At 61.3% G+C, this 19,779-nt stretch carries 17 protein-coding genes; 3 read left to right on the top strand and 14 right to left on the bottom strand.

Going from position 1 to position 19,779, the window contains the following annotated elements; genetic code table 11:
• Window positions 1–233 precede the first annotated feature (233 nt).
• The 5 genes from AO356_RS05350 to AO356_RS05330 all read right to left on the bottom strand — a co-directional run bounded on the left by AO356_RS05350 (window position 234) and on the right by AO356_RS05330 (window position 5,234).
• Window positions 234–935: an ABC transporter ATP-binding protein gene (locus AO356_RS05350; RefSeq protein ID WP_060738897.1), complete on the bottom strand. Its 702-nt coding sequence runs from the start codon at window positions 933–935 to the stop codon at window positions 234–236.
• Window positions 936–1,703, bottom strand: a complete 768-nt coding sequence (gene livG, locus AO356_RS05345) for a high-affinity branched-chain amino acid ABC transporter ATP-binding protein LivG (RefSeq protein WP_060738896.1) — start codon at window positions 1,701–1,703, stop codon at window positions 936–938. It abuts the gene before it with no gap.
• Window positions 1,700–2,956, bottom strand: a complete 1,257-nt coding sequence (locus AO356_RS05340; protein ID WP_060738895.1) for a high-affinity branched-chain amino acid ABC transporter permease LivM — start codon at window positions 2,954–2,956, stop codon at window positions 1,700–1,702. The genes livG and AO356_RS05340 overlap by 4 nt, the downstream gene beginning before the upstream one ends.
• On the bottom strand, window positions 2,953–3,876 hold the full coding sequence (livH, locus tag AO356_RS05335) for a high-affinity branched-chain amino acid ABC transporter permease LivH (protein ID WP_060738894.1): 924 nt from the start codon (window positions 3,874–3,876) through the stop codon (window positions 2,953–2,955). Before livH ends, AO356_RS05340 begins: the two co-directional genes overlap by 4 nt.
• Window positions 3,877–4,106: 230 nt before the next feature.
• Window positions 4,107–5,234 carry a branched-chain amino acid ABC transporter substrate-binding protein gene (locus tag AO356_RS05330; RefSeq protein WP_060738893.1) on the bottom strand — a complete coding sequence of 376 codons (1,128 nt, stop codon included), beginning with the start codon at window positions 5,232–5,234 and terminating at the stop codon, window positions 4,107–4,109.
• A 340-nt stretch (window positions 5,235–5,574) separates the two neighbouring features.
• Here AO356_RS05330 and AO356_RS05325 point away from each other — a divergent pair, with 340 nt between their 5' ends.
• Window positions 5,575–5,880 carry a DUF2288 domain-containing protein gene (locus AO356_RS05325; protein WP_053119051.1) on the top strand — a complete coding sequence of 102 codons (306 nt, stop codon included), beginning with the start codon at window positions 5,575–5,577 and terminating at the stop codon, window positions 5,878–5,880.
• Window positions 5,881–6,167: 287 nt separating this feature from the next.
• On the opposite strand, the gene AO356_RS05320 is transcribed toward AO356_RS05325, so the two are convergent.
• Window positions 6,168–8,345 carry a hypothetical protein gene (locus tag AO356_RS05320; RefSeq protein WP_060738892.1) on the bottom strand — a complete coding sequence of 726 codons (2,178 nt, stop codon included), beginning with the start codon at window positions 8,343–8,345 and terminating at the stop codon, window positions 6,168–6,170.
• 359 nt (window positions 8,346–8,704) lie between these two features.
• On the opposite strand from AO356_RS05320, the gene AO356_RS05315 reads away from it, so the two are divergent.
• Complete coding sequence (locus AO356_RS05315; protein WP_060738891.1) at window positions 8,705–10,054, top strand: spinster family MFS transporter; 1,350 nt, start codon at window positions 8,705–8,707, stop codon at window positions 10,052–10,054.
• A 133-nt stretch (window positions 10,055–10,187) separates the two neighbouring features.
• Here the strand turns inward: AO356_RS05315 and AO356_RS05310 are convergent, their stop codons facing one another.
• Together AO356_RS05310 and pobA are read right to left on the bottom strand one after the other, a co-directional pair.
• Window positions 10,188–11,723, bottom strand: coding sequence for an MDR family MFS transporter (locus AO356_RS05310; RefSeq protein ID WP_219739289.1), 1,536 nt, complete (start codon window positions 11,721–11,723; stop codon window positions 10,188–10,190).
• 51 nt (window positions 11,724–11,774) lie between these two features.
• Window positions 11,775–12,965, bottom strand: a complete 1,191-nt coding sequence (pobA, locus tag AO356_RS05305) for a 4-hydroxybenzoate 3-monooxygenase (protein WP_060738889.1) — start codon at window positions 12,963–12,965, stop codon at window positions 11,775–11,777.
• A 175-nt stretch (window positions 12,966–13,140) separates the two neighbouring features.
• Here pobA and AO356_RS05300 point away from each other — a divergent pair, with 175 nt between their 5' ends.
• Window positions 13,141–14,034, top strand: coding sequence for a helix-turn-helix domain-containing protein (locus AO356_RS05300; RefSeq protein ID WP_060738888.1), 894 nt, complete (start codon window positions 13,141–13,143; stop codon window positions 14,032–14,034).
• A gap of 7 nt (window positions 14,035–14,041) precedes the next feature.
• On the opposite strand, the gene AO356_RS32800 is transcribed toward AO356_RS05300, so the two are convergent.
• The 6 genes from AO356_RS32800 to arcD all read right to left on the bottom strand — a co-directional run bounded on the left by AO356_RS32800 (window position 14,042) and on the right by arcD (window position 19,750).
• A complete protein-coding gene (locus tag AO356_RS32800) occupies window positions 14,042–14,218 on the bottom strand; it encodes a hypothetical protein (RefSeq protein ID WP_162843733.1) in 177 nt (58 codons plus the stop codon).
• Between the two features lie 234 nt (window positions 14,219–14,452).
• On the bottom strand, window positions 14,453–14,812 hold the full coding sequence (locus tag AO356_RS05295) for a DUF5064 family protein (protein WP_060738887.1): 360 nt from the start codon (window positions 14,810–14,812) through the stop codon (window positions 14,453–14,455).
• Between the two features lie 63 nt (window positions 14,813–14,875).
• Window positions 14,876–15,805 carry a carbamate kinase gene (gene arcC / locus AO356_RS05290; protein ID WP_060738886.1) on the bottom strand — a complete coding sequence of 310 codons (930 nt, stop codon included), beginning with the start codon at window positions 15,803–15,805 and terminating at the stop codon, window positions 14,876–14,878.
• Window positions 15,806–15,953: 148 nt separating this feature from the next.
• Window positions 15,954–16,964 (bottom strand): ornithine carbamoyltransferase, encoded by a 1,011-nt coding sequence (locus tag AO356_RS05285; protein ID WP_060738885.1) that lies wholly within the window; start codon window positions 16,962–16,964, stop codon window positions 15,954–15,956.
• Window positions 16,965–17,034: 70 nt separating this feature from the next.
• Complete coding sequence (gene arcA, locus AO356_RS05280) at window positions 17,035–18,291, bottom strand: arginine deiminase (RefSeq protein WP_060738884.1); 1,257 nt, start codon at window positions 18,289–18,291, stop codon at window positions 17,035–17,037.
• Between the two features lie 31 nt (window positions 18,292–18,322).
• On the bottom strand, window positions 18,323–19,750 hold the full coding sequence (gene arcD / locus AO356_RS05275; RefSeq protein ID WP_060738883.1) for an arginine-ornithine antiporter: 1,428 nt from the start codon (window positions 19,748–19,750) through the stop codon (window positions 18,323–18,325).
• Between the last annotated feature and the right edge of the window lie 29 nt (window positions 19,751–19,779).

Raw genomic sequence — 19,779 nt, 5'->3', positions numbered from 1 at the left:
GGTCTGCTGAACTAGAGAAGGGAGGTGGGAAAGCGTTACAGCGGACTCTCGATTTTTTTATGCACTGCAAAACCCGTGGCGAGGGAGCTTGCTCCCGCTCGGTTGCGCAGCAACCGCAAAATCTTGGGGCCGCTGCGCAGCCCAGCGGGAGCAAGCTCCCTCGCCACAGGGGATTGCGGGCGGTCCGGGCAAAAAAAAACGGCCCGAAGGCCGTTTCTTTTACTGTGACAGACTCAACCGCCCAGATACGCCTCGCGCACTTTCGGGTCGGTCAGCAGGGCTTCGCCGGTGCCTTGCATCACCACCCGGCCGTTCTCCAGCACGTACGCCCGGTCGGCGATTTTCAGCGCCTGGTTGGCGTTCTGCTCCACCAGGAACACCGTCACGCCATCCTTGCGCAGTTGCTCGATGATGTCGAAGATCTGCTGGATGATGATCGGTGCCAGGCCCAGGGAAGGCTCGTCGAGCAGCAGCAGCTTGGGTTTGCTCATCAGCGCACGGCCGATGGCGAGCATTTGCTGTTCACCGCCGGACATGGTGCCGCCGCGCTGGGTAAAGCGTTCTTTCAGGCGTGGGAAAAGGTGCAGGACCTTGTCCATTTGTTCCTGATAGTCGCCCTTGTCGGTGAAAAATCCGCCCATGGCGAGGTTTTCTTCCACGGTCAGTCGGGCAAATACCCGACGGCCCTCAGGTACCACGGCGATGCTCTTGCGCATGATCTTCGCCGAGTCCTGGCCCACCAGTTCCTCACCCATGTAGCGGATGCTGCCGCTGTGGGCCTGGGGCGAACCGCAGAGCGTCATCAGCAGGGTGGATTTGCCGGCACCGTTGGCACCGATCAGCGTGACGATTTCGCCCTGGCGGACTTCGACGTTGACGCTGTGCAGGGCCTGGATCTTGCCGTAGAAGGTGGAAACGTTTTCGAACTGCAGCATTTACGCTTCCCCCAGGTAGGCTTTGATCACTTCAGGATTGTCGCGGATCTGTTCCGGCGTACCGTCGGCCAGGGGCGTGCCCTGGTTGATCACGACGATGTGGTCGGAAATGCTCATGACCAGCTTCATGTCGTGCTCGATCAGCAGCACGGTGACGTTGTGCTCCTCACGCAGCACGCCGATCAGGGCCTTCAGGTCTTCGGTTTCCTTCGGGTTCAGGCCGGCGGCCGGTTCGTCGAGCATGAGGATCCGCGGACGGGTCATCATGCAACGGGCGATTTCCAGGCGCCGTTGCTGACCGTAGGCCAGGGTGCCGGCGGTACGGTTGGCAAACTCGGTGAGGTTGACCTTGTCCAGCCAGTACTCGGCGTACTCCATGGCCTCGCGTTCGCTTTTGCGGAACGCCGGGGTCTTGAACAGGCCGGCAAAGAAGTTGGTGTTCAAATGACGATGCTGGGCGATCAACAGGTTCTCGACCGCCGTCATGTCCTTGAACAGCCGCACGTTCTGGAAGGTACGCACCACACCCTTGCGGGCGATGTGGTGGCCGGGCAGGCCCTGGATCGGCTCGCCGTCCAGCAGGATGGTGCCGCCGGTGGGCTGGTAGAAGCCGGTCAGGCAGTTGAACACGGTGGTCTTGCCCGCGCCGTTCGGCCCGATCAGGGCAACCACTTGCTTCTCTTTCACGGTCAGGGCCACGCCGTTGACCGCCAGCAAACCGCCGAAGCGCATGCTCAAGTTTTCGACTTTCAGGATCTCGCGGCTCATTTGCGCAGCTCCATGTGGGGGCGTTGCATAGGCAGCAGACCTTGAGGACGCCAGATCATCATCAGCACCATCAAGGCGCCGAACATCAACATGCGGTATTCGCTGAATTCACGCATCATTTCCGGCAGCAGGATCATCACGATCGCCGCCAGGATCACGCCCAACTGCGAGCCCATCCCGCCCAGCACCACGATGGCGAGGATGATCGCCGACTCGATGAAGGTGAAGGATTCCGGCGTCACCAGGCCTTGGCGAGCGGCGAAGAAGCTGCCGGCAAAACCGGCGAACGCAGCGCCGAGGGTAAAGGCCGACAGTTTGATCACGGTTGGGTTGAGACCCAGGGCACGGCAGGCGATTTCGTCTTCACGCAGTGCCTCCCAGGCGCGGCCGATCGGCATGCGCAGCAGGCGGTTGATGACGAACAGCGCGGCCAGGGCCAGCAGCAGGGCAACCAGGTAGAGGAAGATCACCTTGTTGATCGAGTTGTATTCCAGGCCGAAGTACTCGTGGAAGGTCTGCAGGCCTTCGGCGGCTTTACGTTCGAAGGTCAGGCCGAAGAACGTCGGTTTCTCGATGTTGCTGATGCCGTTCGGGCCACCGGTGATGTCGGTCAGGTTGCGCAGGAACAGGCGGATGATCTCGCCAAAACCCAGGGTCACGATCGCCAGGTAGTCGCCGCGCAAGCGCAGGACCGGGAAACCCAGCAGGAAACCGAAGGTGGCGGCCATCATCCCGGCGATGGGCAGGCAGATCCAGAAGCTCAGGCCGAAGTAGTGGGACAGCAGCGCGTAGCTGTAGGCGCCGACGGCGTAGAAACCGACGTAACCCAGGTCCAGCAGGCCGGCCAGGCCTACGACGATGTTCAGGCCCAGGCCCAGCATCACGTAGATCAGGATCAGCGTGGCGATGTCCACCGCGCCGCGAGAGCCGAAGAACGGCCACACCAGGGCCACGACGATCAGGCCCAGCACGATCCAGCGCTGGGTGCTCGGCAGGGTCAGGAAGTGGCTGGCCTTGGCCGGGATCACCGGCAGGCCGGGCGAAGACTTCCACGCCGCGCTGATCTGTGTGCTGAACAGCACGCGCACGAACATCAGCAGCGAGCACACGGCGATGGTCGCCAGGATCGCCGGGCTGGTGCCGTGCACTTCCAGGTTGATGCCGACGATGGTCAGTTTAAGACCCAGTACCGGGTAGGCCACGGCCCAGACCAGCAGGGCGCTGAAAAGCGCCGATTTGAGATGCCTAGTCATACTTTCTCAACCTCCGGGCGGCCCAGGATGCCGGTCGGCCGGAATAACAGAACCAGAACCAACAAGCCGAACGCCACGACGTCCTTGTACTGGTCGCCGAAGATATCGGCGCCAAAGGCTTCCGCCACGCCCAGCACCAACCCGCCGAGCATCGCCCCGGGGATGCTGCCGATGCCGCCCAGTACCGCGGCGGTGAAGGCCTTCAGGCCCACGAGGAAGCCGGCGTTGGGGTTGATCACGCCGTATTGCATGCTCAACAGCACCGCGGCGATGGCCGCCAGGGCCGCACCGATGACGAAGGTCAGGGCGATGATGTTGTTGGTGTTGATGCCCAGCAGGTTGGCCATCTTGATGTCCTCGGCACAGGCGCGGCAGGCGCGGCCGAGGCGGGAACGGGAGATGAACAGCGTAAGGCCGAGCATGGCGACCAGGGTCACCACGAACACCACGATTTGCATGTAGGAAATCAGCACTTCATGTGCCCCGCCTGGCCCGATGGCAAAGTTGCCCGGGATCAGGTTGGGAATGGATTTGTCCTTGGAGTCTTGCGAAAGCAGTACCGTGTTCTGCAGGAAGATCGACATGCCGATGGCGGAGATCAGCGGGATCAGACGGTTGCTGCCGCGCAGGGGGCGGTAGGCGATCCGTTCGATGCTGTAGCCATAGGAGCTGGTGACGACGATGCTCGCGAGAAACGCCGCGGTCATCAACAGCGGGACACTGTCGAGTCCCATCATGCTCAGCCCGGCGATGGCGATGAACGCCACGTAGGAGCCGATCATGTACACCTCGCCGTGGGCGAAGTTGATCATTCCAATGATGCCGTAGACCATCGTATAGCCGATGGCGATCAGGGCATACGTGCTGCCAACGGTCAGGCCGTTAACCAGCTGCTGGAAGAAGTGATAGATGTCAGGCATTACAGCGCTCCTAAAAACCTGATACGCATTTCACTGGTGGAGTCATTTTCCCGCCCGGGCCCCGTGGATCTGCATCCACTTCGAACACGAGGTTTGCCAGCGAACCGCTGATGACGGTTTTGAGATTTTCAGGTGGGGAGGCTGGCGGATCACGCCAGCGCGGCCCAATACATTTAAAACAAAGCCCACGGCACGCCGTGGGCTTTATTGGCAGTCAGTCAGGCCAGGCCTTACTGAGGCGAAGCTTCGGTTTTAGGTTTGCCGAAATGCCACTCGTAGACCACGAACTTGAAGTCCTTCAGGTCGCCTTTGGCGTCAAAGCTCAGGTCACCGGTAGGGGTCTTGAAGGTGCCGGCGTGGATGGCTTCAGCCACTTTGCCTGCGTCTTCACTCTTGGCAGCCTTGATGGCGTCAGCGATCACGGTCACTGCGGAGTAGGACGGGAACACGAACGGACCGCTCGGGTCTTCTTTCTTGGCCTTGAACGCGTCAGCCAGGGCAACGTTGGCCGGATCCTGGTCGAAGGATTTCGGCAGGGTCACCAGCAGGCCTTCGGAGGATTCCTTGGCGATTTGCGAGATGGAGTCGTTACCCACGCCTTCCGGACCCATGAACTTGGCCTTCAAGCCTTTTTCCTGGGATTGACGCAGGATCAGGCCCAGCTCCGGGTGGTAGCCGCCGTAGTAGACGAAGTCGACGTTGGCTTGCTTGAGCTTGGCGATCATCGAGGAGAAGTCTTTGTCGCCGGCGTTCACGCCTTCGAAGACGGCCACTTTCACGCCTTTGCCTTCGAGGGTTTTCTTCACGGCGCTGGCGATGCCTTCACCGTACTGCTGCTTGTCGTGCAGGACCGCAACGATCTTCGGCTTGACGTGGTCGGCGATGTAGTTGCCGGCCGCAGGGCCTTGGGCGCTGTCCAGGCCGATGGTGCGGAAGATCATCTTGTAGCCGCGAGCGGTGATGTCCGGGCTGGTGGCCGCCGGGGTGATCATGATCACGCCTTCGTCTTCGTAGATGTCGGAAGCTGGCTGGGTGGAGCTGGAGCACAGGTGGCCGACCACGAACTTGACGCCGTCGTTGACGACTTTGTTCGCGACCGCGACCGCTTGTTTTGGATCACAGGCGTCATCGTACTCGACGGCGACGAGCTGCTTGCCGTCGACGCCGCCCTTGGCGTTGATCTGTTCGATGGCCATTTTCGCGCCACTGAACTGCATGTCGCCGTATTGGGCTACAGGGCCGGTCTTGGGGCCGGCGATGCCGATCTTGATGGTGTCGGCGGCAAACGAATGGCTGGCAACCCCGGCCAGAACCATAGCGGCAAACAGTTTGGAAATCTGCTTAGTAGCCTTAGTCATAGTGCTCCACTCATGCTGTTGTAGTTTTTATAGTCCTGGCGCCGTAGCAGCAGAACCGGGTCAGATATCTTGGATACCCTCGCGGAAAATGCCCCCGGCAACTGTACCGGTACAGTGTAGAGCGCCCATTGTTGGCAAGGGAAGCTGGCGCTTGGGGGCAAAACCTGGGGGTGTCGCTTAATTGAAAGAAAAAGACAGAATAGCGGCGGGGGTTGTCCGGTCGTTTCGGCAATCCTTGGCTTTCCTGCGCTTTTCAATCGGTACCGCAATTTGCTACCGGGTTTTTCTGCCAGACCACCGACGTTATCATTCGCGCCGATTTCTTTTCCGGACAGGTCCCATGAATCAAGAACCTAGCACCCTCTATGCCAAGCTGCTTGGAGAAACCGCATCCATCACCTGGAAAGAGCTGGAGCCGTTCTTTGCCAAGGGTGCCCTATTGTGGGTCGATCCGGCACTGGATTTGATCGCCGCCGCCGAGGCCGTCGCCCAGGACGAAGGTACCAAAGTCGCCGCCTGGCTGGCCGCCGACCAGCTCGCCAAGCTGTCTGAAACGCGGGCGCTGGATTTTCTGGAGCGCGATCCGCAGCTTTGGGCGGTGGTGGTTTCGCCATGGATTATGATCCAGGAAAGGGCGTCGAATTGATTGGTGCACCAAGTTGGTTCGTGTTTTTGCGTTTGAAAAAGTGTGTAGGTGAGTAGCGTGATGGCACCCTGCCGTGGCGAAACGCCACAGGGCAGGGTGACGTATACGTAACGGGAACAGTTCATGGAGCAGCCTTTGGGCTGCTCAATTGTTTCTGGATGTTGTTCAGGTGCAGGATTCAGGACCGCTATCGCGAGCAAGCTCGCTCCCACAGTGGGCCTGTGTACACAAACCCTTGTGGCAGCGAGCTTGCTCGCGATCGAGGCGACGCGGTCCCTGCACCAGCCTCAGTAAGTCCTGCCAGTATGGTTATTGAGGGAAATAACCTTGGTCTTGCCAATGCGGTGACGGTAGATCTCGCGCAGGTACTTGATGGATTTCTTCACGCAGTCGCGGGACAGGCGGATGTCGTTGATCGAGACGAACTTGTCCTTGTCATTGATCAGCTCGCGGTACTTCTTCTCGTACATCGGCTTGATCGCGTACCAGTTGGTGTCGAGGATCTTCGCCGGGTTTTCGAATTCGTTGAGCAGGTCGTCGATGCGTGCTTCGTCGAAGTCTTCATTGATGATGAAGTCCAGGATCGAGTTGTCCAGGGTTTCGTCGAAACGGTACGGGGTGCGGGCGAAGCAGCGTTTGATGAAGGCGACGATCAAGGTCAGGAAATCATCCGACAGGCACGGGCTCTTGGCGATCAGGGTGGTCAGCGACAGGTTCGCCGAGGCGCCGATCACCAGCGCGTAACGCTTGAGCGTGGTGTTGGGGAACAGGCTGTTGAGGTGGGTCTTGAGCCGGTTCAGGTCCATGTAGGACAGCTTGTAGTCCTTGGGCAAGGAGACGATGGACACCACCGACGAGCAGTTCTTGAAGAAGTGCAGGTCATGCAGGGCCGCGGCGTCGTAGCCGGAATTCTTGTATTGCTCCAGGGAGGCGCGGTAGCGCTTGGATTCGATCGGCAACAGGCTGATGCCTTCGATGGCCTGGGTGACTTTGTTGAAGTGCGGCAGGTCGATGGAACGGAAGAACAGATCGTCGATGTTCAGGCGCGGCGGCTCTTTCTCGAACACCTTGAACTTGTCGCCGCTCGGCACCGGGGTTTCCGGGACGACAGACTCGGCGTAGGCGATTGCCACCGGGCCGGCCAGGCTCATGAACAGGTCGTTGGCGTCCAGGCGAATGGTTTCGCCGATGTCGATGCCGGCACGGCGGAAGTAGTTCTGGTCGTAGTCGGTGGTGACGGCCTGGGCCGTCAGGATGTTGAAGATCTGCTGGGAGATGTACTGGTTGGCATGCTTCTCCATGGCATTGACATCAATGTTCTGGATGTTGCCGTCATCGCTTTCTTCGGCGTAGCGCATGATGTCGTTGGAGATCAGCATCATCGCGTTCCACGGCCGGATACGGCCCATCACGCTGGCTTCGCTGCTGTCTTCGTTGGCGAAGTTGTACGAGAAATCCCATTCTTCCGACAGGTACTTGCACAGCAGGCGTCCGGCGTTGATGTGCAAGGCTTCGGACATTTCGCTGCGGTGGTCGGAAATGTTCGGCAGCACGCAGATGCCGCTGGTGAAGATCGGCTCGAAGACGAAGGAGTGGCCGCTCTTGCTGTCGTGTTCGTCCATCGGCTTGGTGTCGAACGTCTTGTTCATGTACGAGTACTGCTGGGCCAGGCCGAACTCCGAGGCCATGCCCGAGCCGGTACCGCCGCCGGCGCTGAAGATCGAGAAGTACAGGCGCGACTGGTTGGCCTTGATGCCGCAGCTGTCGATCAGGTACGAGTGGATCATTTTCCAGTCGGGGCTGGAGAAGCGCTGGGTGTCCTTGTTCAGGATGATCTTGGCCAGGTACTGGCCCAGGATCGGCGCGTTACCGGCACCACCGGCGTGGACTTCCGACAGGTCCATGATTTTCATTTTGCTGTAGTCGCGCAAGAAGCCGCTTTTTTCGCCCTTGCGCGAGAAACGGATGCGCCCGGCGATGTCCTTGTCCAGGTCGCCGAGCATCACCAGCGGCTCTACCAGGAACACCGGCTTGCTGGCCTTGCTGGTGCCCAGGCGCAGGTTGTTGCGGATCCATTGTGCGGGGCTGTAGCCCTTGTCGCTGTAGCCTTTGTCTTCGGCGTTGAATTCGTTGAGGTAGAACTTGCGGGCGTTGTACACCAGCTCGGCCACGTCCAGGGCGATGTTGGAGCCGCAGCGACCCAGGCCGATCAGGCACACCGACGGGAACTCCTGCTGGGCGCGGTCGTATTCGTCGTCCACCAGGTGCGGCGGGCGCGGGAACACGGTGTCACGCAGGCCGTCGAGGTTATCGAGGATACGGTCGGTGTTGGTTTCGGTGAAATACAGATACTGCTGGGTCGACAGAGGGCGCGGGGGGCTCGACGGCTTCGAGACTTCCGGGCCGTTGGCGGCCGGGCTCAAGGTCAGATCGGATACCGCAGTGGCTGTTTTTTTTGAGGTCATTGTGCGCCATGTGCCTGAACTGGTGGCTCGACGAATGCGATCATCGAACGCTCGCGGATGGGAGTTCGCGCCTGGGTAAACGCGAAAATCGGTCCAAGCGGTCAGGGCTACGGCCTGAGCAGCGCTCGGGATAATCTTTTCCTGATCACGTTGAATCGGCCACCGGACTTCGATCTTTAACCAGCAAAAGGCAAAATGATGGCAATTGTTACAGGAGTTTGATCGGCATCAAGAAATACACCGCGTCCCATGGGCGGGTATCAGCCTTGCGAATGATTGGAGACAGCTCCCGTGCCGCTGTCTAGATTGCATATCCAGGCCACGGACCGTTGGCCCATAACAATAAAAGAGACGGACCCATGCAGAACTCGACCCAAGCGGCGAATGCCTGGCGCATTCTGTTCCTGTTGTTCCTGGCCAACCTGTTCAATTTCTTCGACCGCACCATCCCGGCGATCATCATCGAGCCGATCCGCATGGAGTGGAGCCTCAGCGACTTCCAGATCGGCATCATCGGCACCGCTTTCACCATCGTTTATGCCATCGCCGGCTTGCCGCTGGGGCGCATGGCCGATACCGGTTCGCGCAGCAAGTTGATGGGCTGGGGCCTGGCGGCCTGGAGCGGACTGACGGCGGTGAACGGCCTGGTGGGCAGTTTCTGGGCGTTCCTGGTGGTGCGCATGGGCGTCGGTATCGGCGAGGCCAGCTACGCACCCGCCGCCAACTCACTGATCGGCGATCTGTTCCCGGCGCACCGTCGGGCTCGGGCGATGGGCATCTTCATGCTCGGCCTGCCCCTGGGCCTGCTGTTGGCGTTCTTCACCATTGGCGCGATGGTCAAGGCGTTCGACAGCTGGCGTGCGCCGTTCTTCATCGCGGCGGTGCCGGGGCTGGTGCTGGCGGTGTTCATGTTTTTCATCAAGGAGCCCAAGCGCGGCGCGGCGGAAACCGTGCAGGTCTCCCAGGAAAAAATCGACAAGCCGGTTCGCCGGGTGCTGGCGATTCCCACCTTCCTGTGGCTGGTGCTGGCGGGGCTGTGCTTCAACTTCGCCACCTATGCCTGCAACTCCTTCCTGGTGCCAATGCTGCAACGTTATTTCCTGATGCCGCTGCACGAGGCGGCCGTGGCCACCGGGATCATGGTGGGCGTGACGGGGTTGTTCGGGCTCACCCTGGGCGGCTGGGTCGCGGACAAGATCCACCAGCGCGTGCCCAACGGCCGCCTGCTGTTTGCCGCGTTCAGCCTGGCGATCTCGACGGTCACCACGGCGTGGGCCCTGCATGCCGGACGCATTGAAATCGGCGTGTTCGTGGCGGTGTTCAGCGTGGGTTGGCTGTTTGCCTATAACTTTTACACCTGCGTCTACACCGCGATCCAGGACGTGGTGGAGCCACGCCTGCGCGCCACGGCGATGGCGTTGTACTTTGCCGGGCTGTATTTGCTCGGCGGCGGCCTGGGGCCGGTGGTGGTGGGCGGCTTGTCCGACTACTTCGCCCGTACGGCCATGGCCAGCGCGGGTGTCGACCAGATGACCGAAGCATTCAAGGCCATCGGCCTGCACGATGCGATGTACCTGATCCCGGTGGCGCTGCTGTTGACCATGGTGTTCCTGTTCCTGGCGTCACGCTGCTTCGTGCGCGATGCCAAGCGGATGAAGGACGGGATGAGCGCGCAGGTGATGTCGCAGGGTGTCGCGGCGACGGCTTGATAGCATTTGTGCGAGCAAGGCTTGTGTGGGAGCAAGGCTTGCCCGCGATGAAGGCGATGCGGTCTTTCAAAAAACCGAGGTGCCTGTTTCGCGAGCAAGCTTTGCTCCCACAATCCTTCTTCACCGATACAGGTTACCCAGCCTTTTCATCCCGCCCACGCAGCAAGCGATTGGGCATCGCCACCGCGGCCGCCAGCCCCAACAGCGATACCGCCGCGCTGATCAACAGCAAATGCCGGAATGTCGCCTGCAATGCCTGGCGCAAGGCGTTCTGGGCTTCGCCCGGGGCGGCGTTGAGGCCGTCCAGCAAGACGTTGCCGGCATGTCCTTCACCGATCAGCGACGCGCCGGCGAGTTGGGCCAGGCTTGAATCCTGCAGCAAGGCCAGCAGCAAGGCCGACATCAACGCCACGCCCACTGCGCCGCCAAGGGAACGGAACAGGTTGGTGGTGCTGGTGGCGACGCCGATATCCGCTTGTTGTACCGAGTTCTGCGAACCCACCAATGAGGTGGGGAACTGCATGCCGGAGGCGATGCCGCTGAGCAGCATGAACAGGCTGCTGAGCCAGAACGCGTCAGGCGCAGTGAAGGCCATGCCGAGGATGGCGAAGGGAAAGAGCAGGGCACCGCTCAGGATCATCGGTTTGTAGCGCCCCGTGACCGAGGTCCGGCGGCCTGCGAAATACGCACCGATCGGCAGCCCTATCGCCAGCGGCAACAAGTGCAACGCCGCACTGTCGGCACCGGCGCCGGTCACGCTCTGGAAGCGCAACGGCACCAGCACCGTCAGGGAAATCGCCTGGAAACTGGTGAAGAACACCGTGCACCAGCACAGCACCGCGCTGCGGTTGGCGAACAGGTGCATCGGCAGCAACGGTTCCCGCGCCCGGCGCTCATACCAGGCGAACGTCCCCAGGGCTATCCCCGCGCAACCCAGCAACCCCAGCACTTCACGGCTGTGCCAGGCATGGCCCTGGCCGACCTCGGTGATCCCCAGCAGCAACGCCGTCAGGCCAATGATCAGCAACACGGTGCCCAGGTAATCGATGATCGGCGTGCGTTGCGGTACTGGCAGCCCCACCAGGGTGCGTCGGGCCACCCACCAGGCCGTGAGGCCCAGCGGCAGGTTGATCCAGAACACCCAGCGCCACGACAAGTATTCGGTCATGTAGCCACCGAGCACCGGCCCGGCCACGCTGGCCACCGCGTACATGCTGCTGAAATACCCTTGGTAGCGCCCCCGTTCGCGGGGCGGGATGATGTCGCCGATGATCGCCTGGCTCACCGAAATCATCCCGCCGGCACCGATGCCCTGGACGATCCGCGCCAGCACCAGTTGCTCCATGTTTTGCGCCAGGCCACAGAACAGCGAGGCCAGGGTGAACAGGCCCATGCCGAACAGCATCAGCGGCCGGCGTCCGTAGAGGTCACCGAGCTTGCCGTAGATGGGCACCGCCACGGTCATGGCGACCATGTAGCCGGAAATCACCCAGGCCAGCAGGCTGACGTCGGCAAATTGTGCGGAAATGGCCGGCATCGAGACGGCGACGATGGTCTGGTCCAGCGCACCCAGGAAAATCGCCAGCATCAGGGCCACCAGCACGCTGCGGATGGCCGGTTTCGGGGCTTGGAGTGTATTGAGCTGAGTCACGGCAGAACCTGCGGGCATTGCGCCGAAGAGGCGAATGGGACGGAGCCCGCAGTTTAAGTCGGTAGGCGGCTATTCGATAGCCTCGTAAGGAAGTCCGACGTAATTTTCCGCAATGGTTTTTCGGCCGGCCTCGGAGTCGAGGAAGTACTCGAGCTCGGCTTCGCTGATGCGCTGGTTGAAGGCATCGTCGTCGAAGCGGTGCAGCATCGAAGTCATCCACCACGAGAACCGTTCGGCTTTCCAGACGCGCCGCAGGCAGATGGCCGAATACTGCTCCAGCAAGTCCACACGGCCGTCGCGATAGACCTTGAGCAGGATGTTGAACAACGTACTGACATCGCTGGCGGCCAGGTTCAGCCCCTTGGCCCCGGTCGGTGGGACGATGTGGGCCGCGTCGCCCACCAGGAACATCCGCCCGTACTGCATCGGCTCGACCACGAAGCTGCGCAGCGGCGCGATGCTTTTCTCGATGGACGGGCCGGTCACCAGGGCTTCGGCCAGGTCGGTGGGCAGGCGGTTTTTCAGTTCATGCCAGAAACGCTCGTCCGGCCAGTCGGCCACTTGTTCCTCGGCAGGGACTTGCAGGTAGTAACGGGTGCGGGTCTTGGAGCGCATGCTGCACAGGGCAAAGCCGCGGGCGTGCCGAGCGTAGACCAACTCTTCGTGAACCGGCGGGGTGTCGGCCAGCACGCCGAGCCAGCCAAATGGGTAGACGCGTTCGAAGACCTTGAGTTTTTCCGCCGGAATGGACTGTCGCGCCACGCCGTGGAAACCGTCGCAACCGGCAATGTAGTCGCAGTCCAGGCGCAAGGTTTGCCCTTCATGCTCGAAGGTCACGAAAGGGTGCTCGGTTTGCATGTCGTGGGGCTGGGCGTTGCTGGCCAGGTACAACGTGCGGGCGCCGGCGGCTTCGCGGGCGGCCATCAGGTCACGGGTCACTTCGGTCTGGCCGTAGACCATGACGTTTTTACCGCCAGTCAGGCCCTTGAGGTCGATGTGCACCCGCCGATCGTTGAGCACCAGTTCAAAGCCGTCATGGGGCAGGCCTTCGGCGTCCATGCGTTGGCCGACGCCAGCCTGGCGCAGCAGTTCGACCATGCCTTGCTCCAGCACCCCGGCGCGGATGCGGCCCAGTACATAGTCCGGGGTCTGGCGTTCGAGGATGACAGTGTCGATGCCGGCGTTGTGCAGCAACTGGCCGAGCAGCAGGCCAGAGGGGCCGGCGCCGATAATAGCGACTTGGGTCTTGAGGGTTTTCATTGTTCTTATGACTCGCACGAAGCACGCGACCAGGGTCGGTGTTGATTATTAGAAATCGAGTGCCTACATTTTTCGCTTGCGGACCTGTCAGTTGAAGGGGAAAACTGAGCCGATACCTGTACTTTCTGCCAATTGGTGCGATTATCGCCCGCAACCCCAGGCCCGGATCCACGTTATGAAAAAACCTGACCTGCCTTCGATCCCGGTGTTCAAGCTCTACGGTGAGAGCCAGGAATGGCCGACCCCGGACCTGCTGCACTGCGAAACCATTTCCAAGCGCAGCCGCGAGCATCATTGGGAAATCAAACCCCATCGGCATGCCGATCTGTGTCAGTTGCTGTTTGTCTTCAAGGGCCAGGCGGAACTGGAAATCGAAGGCCGGCGCACGCAGCTCACCGAGCCGGCCGTGCAGATCCTGCCGCCGCTGTCGGTCCATGGCTTTCGTTTTTCCGAGGATGTGGAAGGTTACGTGGTGACCCTGGCGGCGCCGCTGGTCACGCACCTGCAAACGCAACTGGGGCATTCGGTCAATGTGCTGGCCCAGGCCGAAAGCTACCCCGCCCTCGAGAATGCCGAGTACCTCAACAGCCTGTTCAGCGCCCTGCAGAATGAATACATGGGGCATCAGCCGGCGCGGGAAATGCTGATGCATGCGCTGGTCAGCGTGATCATGGTCTGGGTCAGCCGCCAGGTGATGCAGCGACACACCCAGGCCCAGCGCCCGCAACGGGCCCGGGAATACCTCAACGGGTTCATTCAGTTGGTGGAAGAAACCTATCGCGAGCACGTCAAGGTCGAAGACCTGGCCCATCGCCTGGGCATTTCCGTGTCGCACCTCAACGGCACCTGCCGGGAACTGGCGGGGCAACCGGCGTTGCAGATCATGCACGAGCGCCAGTTGTTGGAAGCCAAGCGCCTGCTGACCTACACCGGCATGACCATCTACGAGATTTCCGAACTGCTCGGTTTTTCCGACCCGACCAACTTCACCCGGCTGTTCCGCCGGCGCGTCGGCATCTCGCCCAAGGCGTTCCGGGACCGGCTCAAGACCGATCAACAGGACGACTGACCACGCCTCAGCGCAGGGCGTTCAGGGTTGCGCTGTGGGGGATGCAGCGTTCGAAGTTGCAGCTGGCGTATTCACGGGGCAGTTGCCTGGCCTGCTCGACCCGGTAGGCCGCAGTGCCATACAGCGCAAGCGTGGCGGCGCAGGTGACGAAAATGGCGAGGCGTCTTCTTGTTTTGATGTTCATGGCGGTGACCTCTGAACGAATACCCGGGGGTACTACTTTCAGCATAGGTCAGCCGTCGCGGGTTGCCAGCCAGACAGTGAGTGTGTTTAACCCACTATTCAGAACACTGATAGCCCTTGTGGGAGCGAGCTTGCTCGCGATGAGGGTGGGTCAGTCACTATGTGTGTTGGCTGATCTACCGCTATCGCGAGCAAGCTCGCTCCCACAGGGGATTGGGGTGGTCTTTTAGCCGGGTTATGCCAGGTGTTCCGGCTTCATCGGATCGCCCGGCTTGACGTCCAGTTGCTTGCGCACGTCTTCGAACATTTTGTCGTAGTACTCGTGCATCGAGCCGATGCTGGCGGTCTTGGGCAGGCCATATTTCCGCGCAATGCGCGTGGCGTAGCGGGCGAAATCGAAGGCCTGGTCCTTGGCCAGGAAGAATGTCTCGTCCAGTGATTTGTCTTCGACGGTGCCATGCACCCGGAATGACATGCCCGTGCCTTCCTTGCCGTCCTGGTCGACCTTATAGTCGATGCACAGGTTGTAGCTGAAATCTTCCTTGGTCAGCGCGTGGCGCTCCATGTGCAGGTGACCGGGTTCGAACATGGCCATAAACGACTCTCCTCAAGGGCGTGGGTGTAGGGCAGACCCCGGATCCACCCTGCAAGTTTCCTGTTATCGATAAGTGATACCCGCTGTGGCCGTGCTGATGCGAGTGCCGGCCTGGCCCTGGACGATAGCATCGATGTCCGACAGCGACCCGATCACCGCGACCTTGCCCGTGTTGCGCGCGAACTCGCAGGCCGCCTGCACCTTCGGCCCCATGGAGCCGGCGGCGAAGCCGAGCTTTTCCATTTCGTCGGGGTGGGCCTGGGCGATGGCTTTCTGGGTCGGCTTGCCGAAGTCGATGAACGCGGCGTTGACGTCGGTGGCGATCACCAGCAGATCGCTTTCCAGCTGTTCGGCCAGCAGCGCCGAGCACAGGTCCTTGTCGATCACCGCTTCCACGCCCTGCAGCTTGCCGTCGGCGTCGTACATCGTCGGAATGCCACCACCGCCGGCGCAGATCACGATGCTGCCTTTTTCCAGCAGCCATTTGATCGGGCGGATCTCAAAGATGCGCTTGGGCCGTGGGCTGGCGACCACACGGCGGAACTTGTCGCCGTCCGGGGCGATGGTCCAGTCTTTTTCGGCAGCGAGTCGTTCCGCGTCCGCTTTGCTGTAGACCGGGCCGATGGGTTTGGTGGGATTCTGGAAGGCCGGGTCGTTGCCATCCACTTCGACCTGGGTCAGCAGCGTGGCGAAGGGGACTTCGAAGTCCAGCAGATTGCCCAGTTCCTGTTCGATGATGTAGCCGATCATGCCTTCGGTTTCGGCGCCGAGCACGTCCAGCGGATACGGCGTGACCGCGGTGTAGGCCGCCGCCTGCAACGACAGCAGGCCGACCTGCGGGCCGTTGCCGTGGGCGATGACCAGTTGGTTGCCGGGGTGGATCTTGGCGATCTGTTCGGTCGCGGTGCGGATGTTGCTACGTTGGTTGGCAGCGGTCAGGGGTTCACCCCGACGCAGGAGGGCGTTACCGCCCAGGGCAACGACGATGCGCATGGTGCTGTCCTTCTAAAAAATGGACGAACAACGCGGTCCTTGGTGGGAGCGAGCTTGCTCGCGATAGCGGTGTGTCAGTCGACATCAATGTTGCCTGTTCCTGCGCCATCGCGAGCAAGCTCGCTCCCACAAGGGAACTGCGTTGGTTTCAGATATCCGCCAGCGCCGACACCAGGATCGCCTTGATGGTGTGCATGCGATTCTCCGCCTGCTCGAAGGCGATGTTGGCCGGGGACTCGAACACCTCCTCGGTCACTTCCACGCCATTGGCCAGGTTCGGATAGCGGGCGGCGATGTCCTTGCCGACCTTGGTTTCGCTGTTGTGGAACGCCGGCAGGCAATGCATGAATTTCACCCGTGGGTTGCCCGAGGCTTTCATCATTTGCGCGTTGACCTGGTAAGGCAGCAACTGCTCGATGCGTTCATCCCAGGCTTCCACCGGTTCGCCCATGGACACCCAGATATCGGTGTGGATGAAGTCCACGCCCTTGACGGCGGCCTTCGGATCCTCGGTGATGGTGATGCGCCCGCCGCTCTCGGCGGCGAAGGCCTGGCACTGGTCGATGAAGTCCTGGTGCGGCCACAGGGCTTTCGGTGCGCCGATGCGCACGTCCATGCCCAGTTTGGCGCCGATCATCAGCAGCGAATTGCCCATGTTGTAGCGGGCATCGCCCAGGTAGGCGTAGCTGATGTCATGCAACGGCTTGTCGCTGTGCTCGCGCATGGTCAGGGTGTCGGCGATCATCTGGGTGGGGTGGAATTCGGCGGTCAGGCCGTTGAACACCGGCACGCCGGCGAACTTGGCCAGCTCCTCGACGATCTCCTGTTCGAAGCCCCGGTACTCGATGGCGTCGAACATCCGCCCCAGGACCCGGGCGGTGTCTTTCATGCTTTCCTTGTGGCCGATCTGCGACGACACCGGGTCGATGTAGGTGACGTGGGCGCCCTGGTCATGGGCCGCGACTTCGAAGGCGCAGCGGGTGCGGGTCGAGGTTTTCTCGAAGATCAGCGCGATGTTCTTGCCCTTGAGGTGCGGTTGTTCGGTGCCGGTGTACTTGGCACGCTTGAGGTCGCGGGACAGGTCCAGCAGGTAGTGCAGCTCGCGGTTGGTGTGGTGCATCAAGCTCAGCAGGCTGCGGTTGCGCATGTTGAAAGCCATGATATGGATCTCCTTGGGTTTCGGTTATCCCCTGGGCTGCGTTCGATAAACACTGGCCCAGGCTCGAAGGTCAGTAGTCGATCGGGTCGCGGATGATCGGGCAGGTCATGCAGTGGCCACCGCCGCGGCCACGGCCCAGCTCGCTGGCGCTGATGGTGATGACTTCCACCCCGGCCTTGCGCAGCAGGGTATTGGTGTAGGTGTTGCGGTCGTAGCCGATCACCACGCCCGGCTCCACGGCCACCACGTTGTTGCCGTCGTCCCATTGTTCACGCTCGGCGGCGAAGCTGTTGCCGCCGGTTTCCACCACGCGCAAGGCCGGCAGCTTGAGGGCAGCGGCCACGGTGTCGAGGAAGCTGCCTTCTTCGCGGCGCACATCGATGCCGCCGGGCTTGCTCTCGTCAGGGCGCAGGGAGAAGGCGACGATCTGGCTCACCACTTCCGGGAAAACCGTGACCAGGTCGCGGTCGCAGAAACTGAAGACGGTGTCCAGGTGCATGGCGGCGCGGGACTTCGGCAGGCCGGCGACGATGACCCGCTCCACGGCCTTGTGCTTGAACAGGTTCAGTGCCAGTTGGCCGATGGCCTGGCGGGACGAGCGCTCGCCCATGCCAATCAACACTACGCCGTTGCCAATGGGCATCACGTCGCCGCCTTCGAGGGTGGCGTTGCCATGCTCTTGGTCCGGGTCGCCGTACCAGATCTGGAAGTCAGCCTGGGTAAACTCGGGGTGGAATTTATAGATGGCGCTGGCGAGCAGGGTTTCCTGGCGCCGCGCCGGCCAGTACATCGGGTTCAAGGTCACGCCGCCGTAGATCCAGCAGGTGGTGTCGCGGGTGAACTGGGTATTGGGCAGCGGCGGCAGGATGAAGCTGGAGTGCCCGAGGAAGTCGCGGAACATCTGGATGGTCTTGCCACCGAAGCTGTCCGGCAGGTCGTCGGCCGAGACGCCGCCAATCAGGAACTCGGCGATATGGCGTGGCTCCAGGCTGCGCAACCAGGAACCGACTTCATTCACCAGGCCCAGGCCCACCGAGTTGGCGGTGATCTTGCGCTGCAGGATCCAGTCCAGGGCTTCGGGGATGGCGACGATGTCGGTCAGCAGGTTGTGCATTTCCAGCACGTCGATGCCACGCTCGCGCATCTTGGTGACGAAATCGAAATGGTCGCGTTTGGCCTGGTTGACCCAGATCACGTCGTCGAACAGCAGCTCGTCGCAGTTGTTCGGGGTCAAGCGTTGATGGGCCAGGCCTGGGGAACACACCATGACTTTACGTAATTTACCGGCTTCGGAATGAACGCCGTACTTCACTTTTTCCGTGGTCATTACAAATCCTCCCGTTAAAACAATCAGCCAGCTACAAGGTCAGGAAGCCGTCGTAGAGCCCATAGGCGGCCACCAGGGCGCCTGCGATCACTGCGGCGAAAATCAGCTTCTCGACAGAGGTGAAAACCGGTTTGCCCAACTCGTGCTTGGCCTTGGCGAACAGAATCGCGCCGGGGGCATAGAGCAGGGCGGAGAGCAGCAGGTACTTGATCCCGCCGGCATACAGCAGCCACACCGCGTAGATCAGGGCGATGGCGCCGATGAGCAGATCCTTGCGCCGTTCGGCCGCGAAGCCTTCGTAGGTCTCGCCGCGCACCGCCAGCAGCACGGCGTAGGCCGCCGACCACAGGTACGGCACCAGGATCATCGAGGTGGCGAGGTAGATCAGTGACAGGTAAGTGCTGGCCGAGAACAGCGTGATGACCAAAAACAGCTGGACCATCGCGTTGGTCAGCCACAGGGCGTTGGCCGGTACGTGGTTGGCGTTCTCCCGGCGCAGGAACTCGGGCATGGTGTGGTCTTTGGCGGCGGCGAACATGATTTCGGCGCACAGCAGCACCCAGGACAGCAGGGCGCCAAGCAGCGAGATGATCAGGCCGACGCTGATCAGCACCGCGCCCCAGTGGCCCACGACATGCTCCAGCACGGCGGCCATGGACGGGTTCTGCAGCTTGGCCAGTTCAGGTTGGGTCATGATGCCCAGTGACAGCACGTTGACCAGCACCAGGAACAGCAGCACGGTGATGAAACCGATGACCGTGGCCTTGCCGACGTCGGAGCGTTTCTCGGCCCGTGCGGAGAAGATGCTGGCGCCCTCGATGCCGATGAACACCCACACGGTGACCAGCATCATCTTGCGCACCTGGTTCATCACGCTGCCCAGGTCCGGGTTTTTCACGCCCCAGATGTCGGCGGTGAAGATGTCGAGCCTGAAGGCGAACACTGCGATCAACACGAACAGCAGCAACGGCACGACCTTGGCAATGGTGGTCACCAGGTTGATGAACGCCGCTTCCTTGATGCCGCGCAGCACCAGGAAATGCACCGCCCACAGCAATACCGAGGCGCCGATCACCGCGGCAACGGTGTTGCCTTCACCGAAAATCGGGAAGAAGTAGCCCAGGGTGCTGAACAGCAGTACGAAGTAGCCGACGTTGCCCAGCCAGGCGCTGATCCAGTAGCCCCACGCGGAAGAGAAACCCATGTAGTCGCCGAACCCGGCCTTGGCGTAGACATACACGCCGCCATCCAGGTCGGGCTTGCGATTGGCGAGGGTCTGAAAGACAAAAGCGAGGGTCAGCATGCCGACAGCGGTAATGGCCCAGCCAATCAGTACCGCACCGACATCCGCGCTGGCGGCCATGTTTTGTGGCAGGGAAAATATCCCGCCGCCGATCATGGAGCCGACAACCAGGGCAACTAACGCACCCAATCGAAGTTTTCCGGGGGTATCAGACATTTGTGAGACTCCAATGCAGGAGAAGAGAG

The organism is Pseudomonas fluorescens (assembly GCF_001307275.1).
GTDB classification, from domain to species: domain Bacteria; phylum Pseudomonadota; class Gammaproteobacteria; order Pseudomonadales; family Pseudomonadaceae; genus Aquipseudomonas; species Aquipseudomonas fluorescens_AA.
This window is presented reverse-complemented; position numbering and strand designations above follow the sequence as displayed.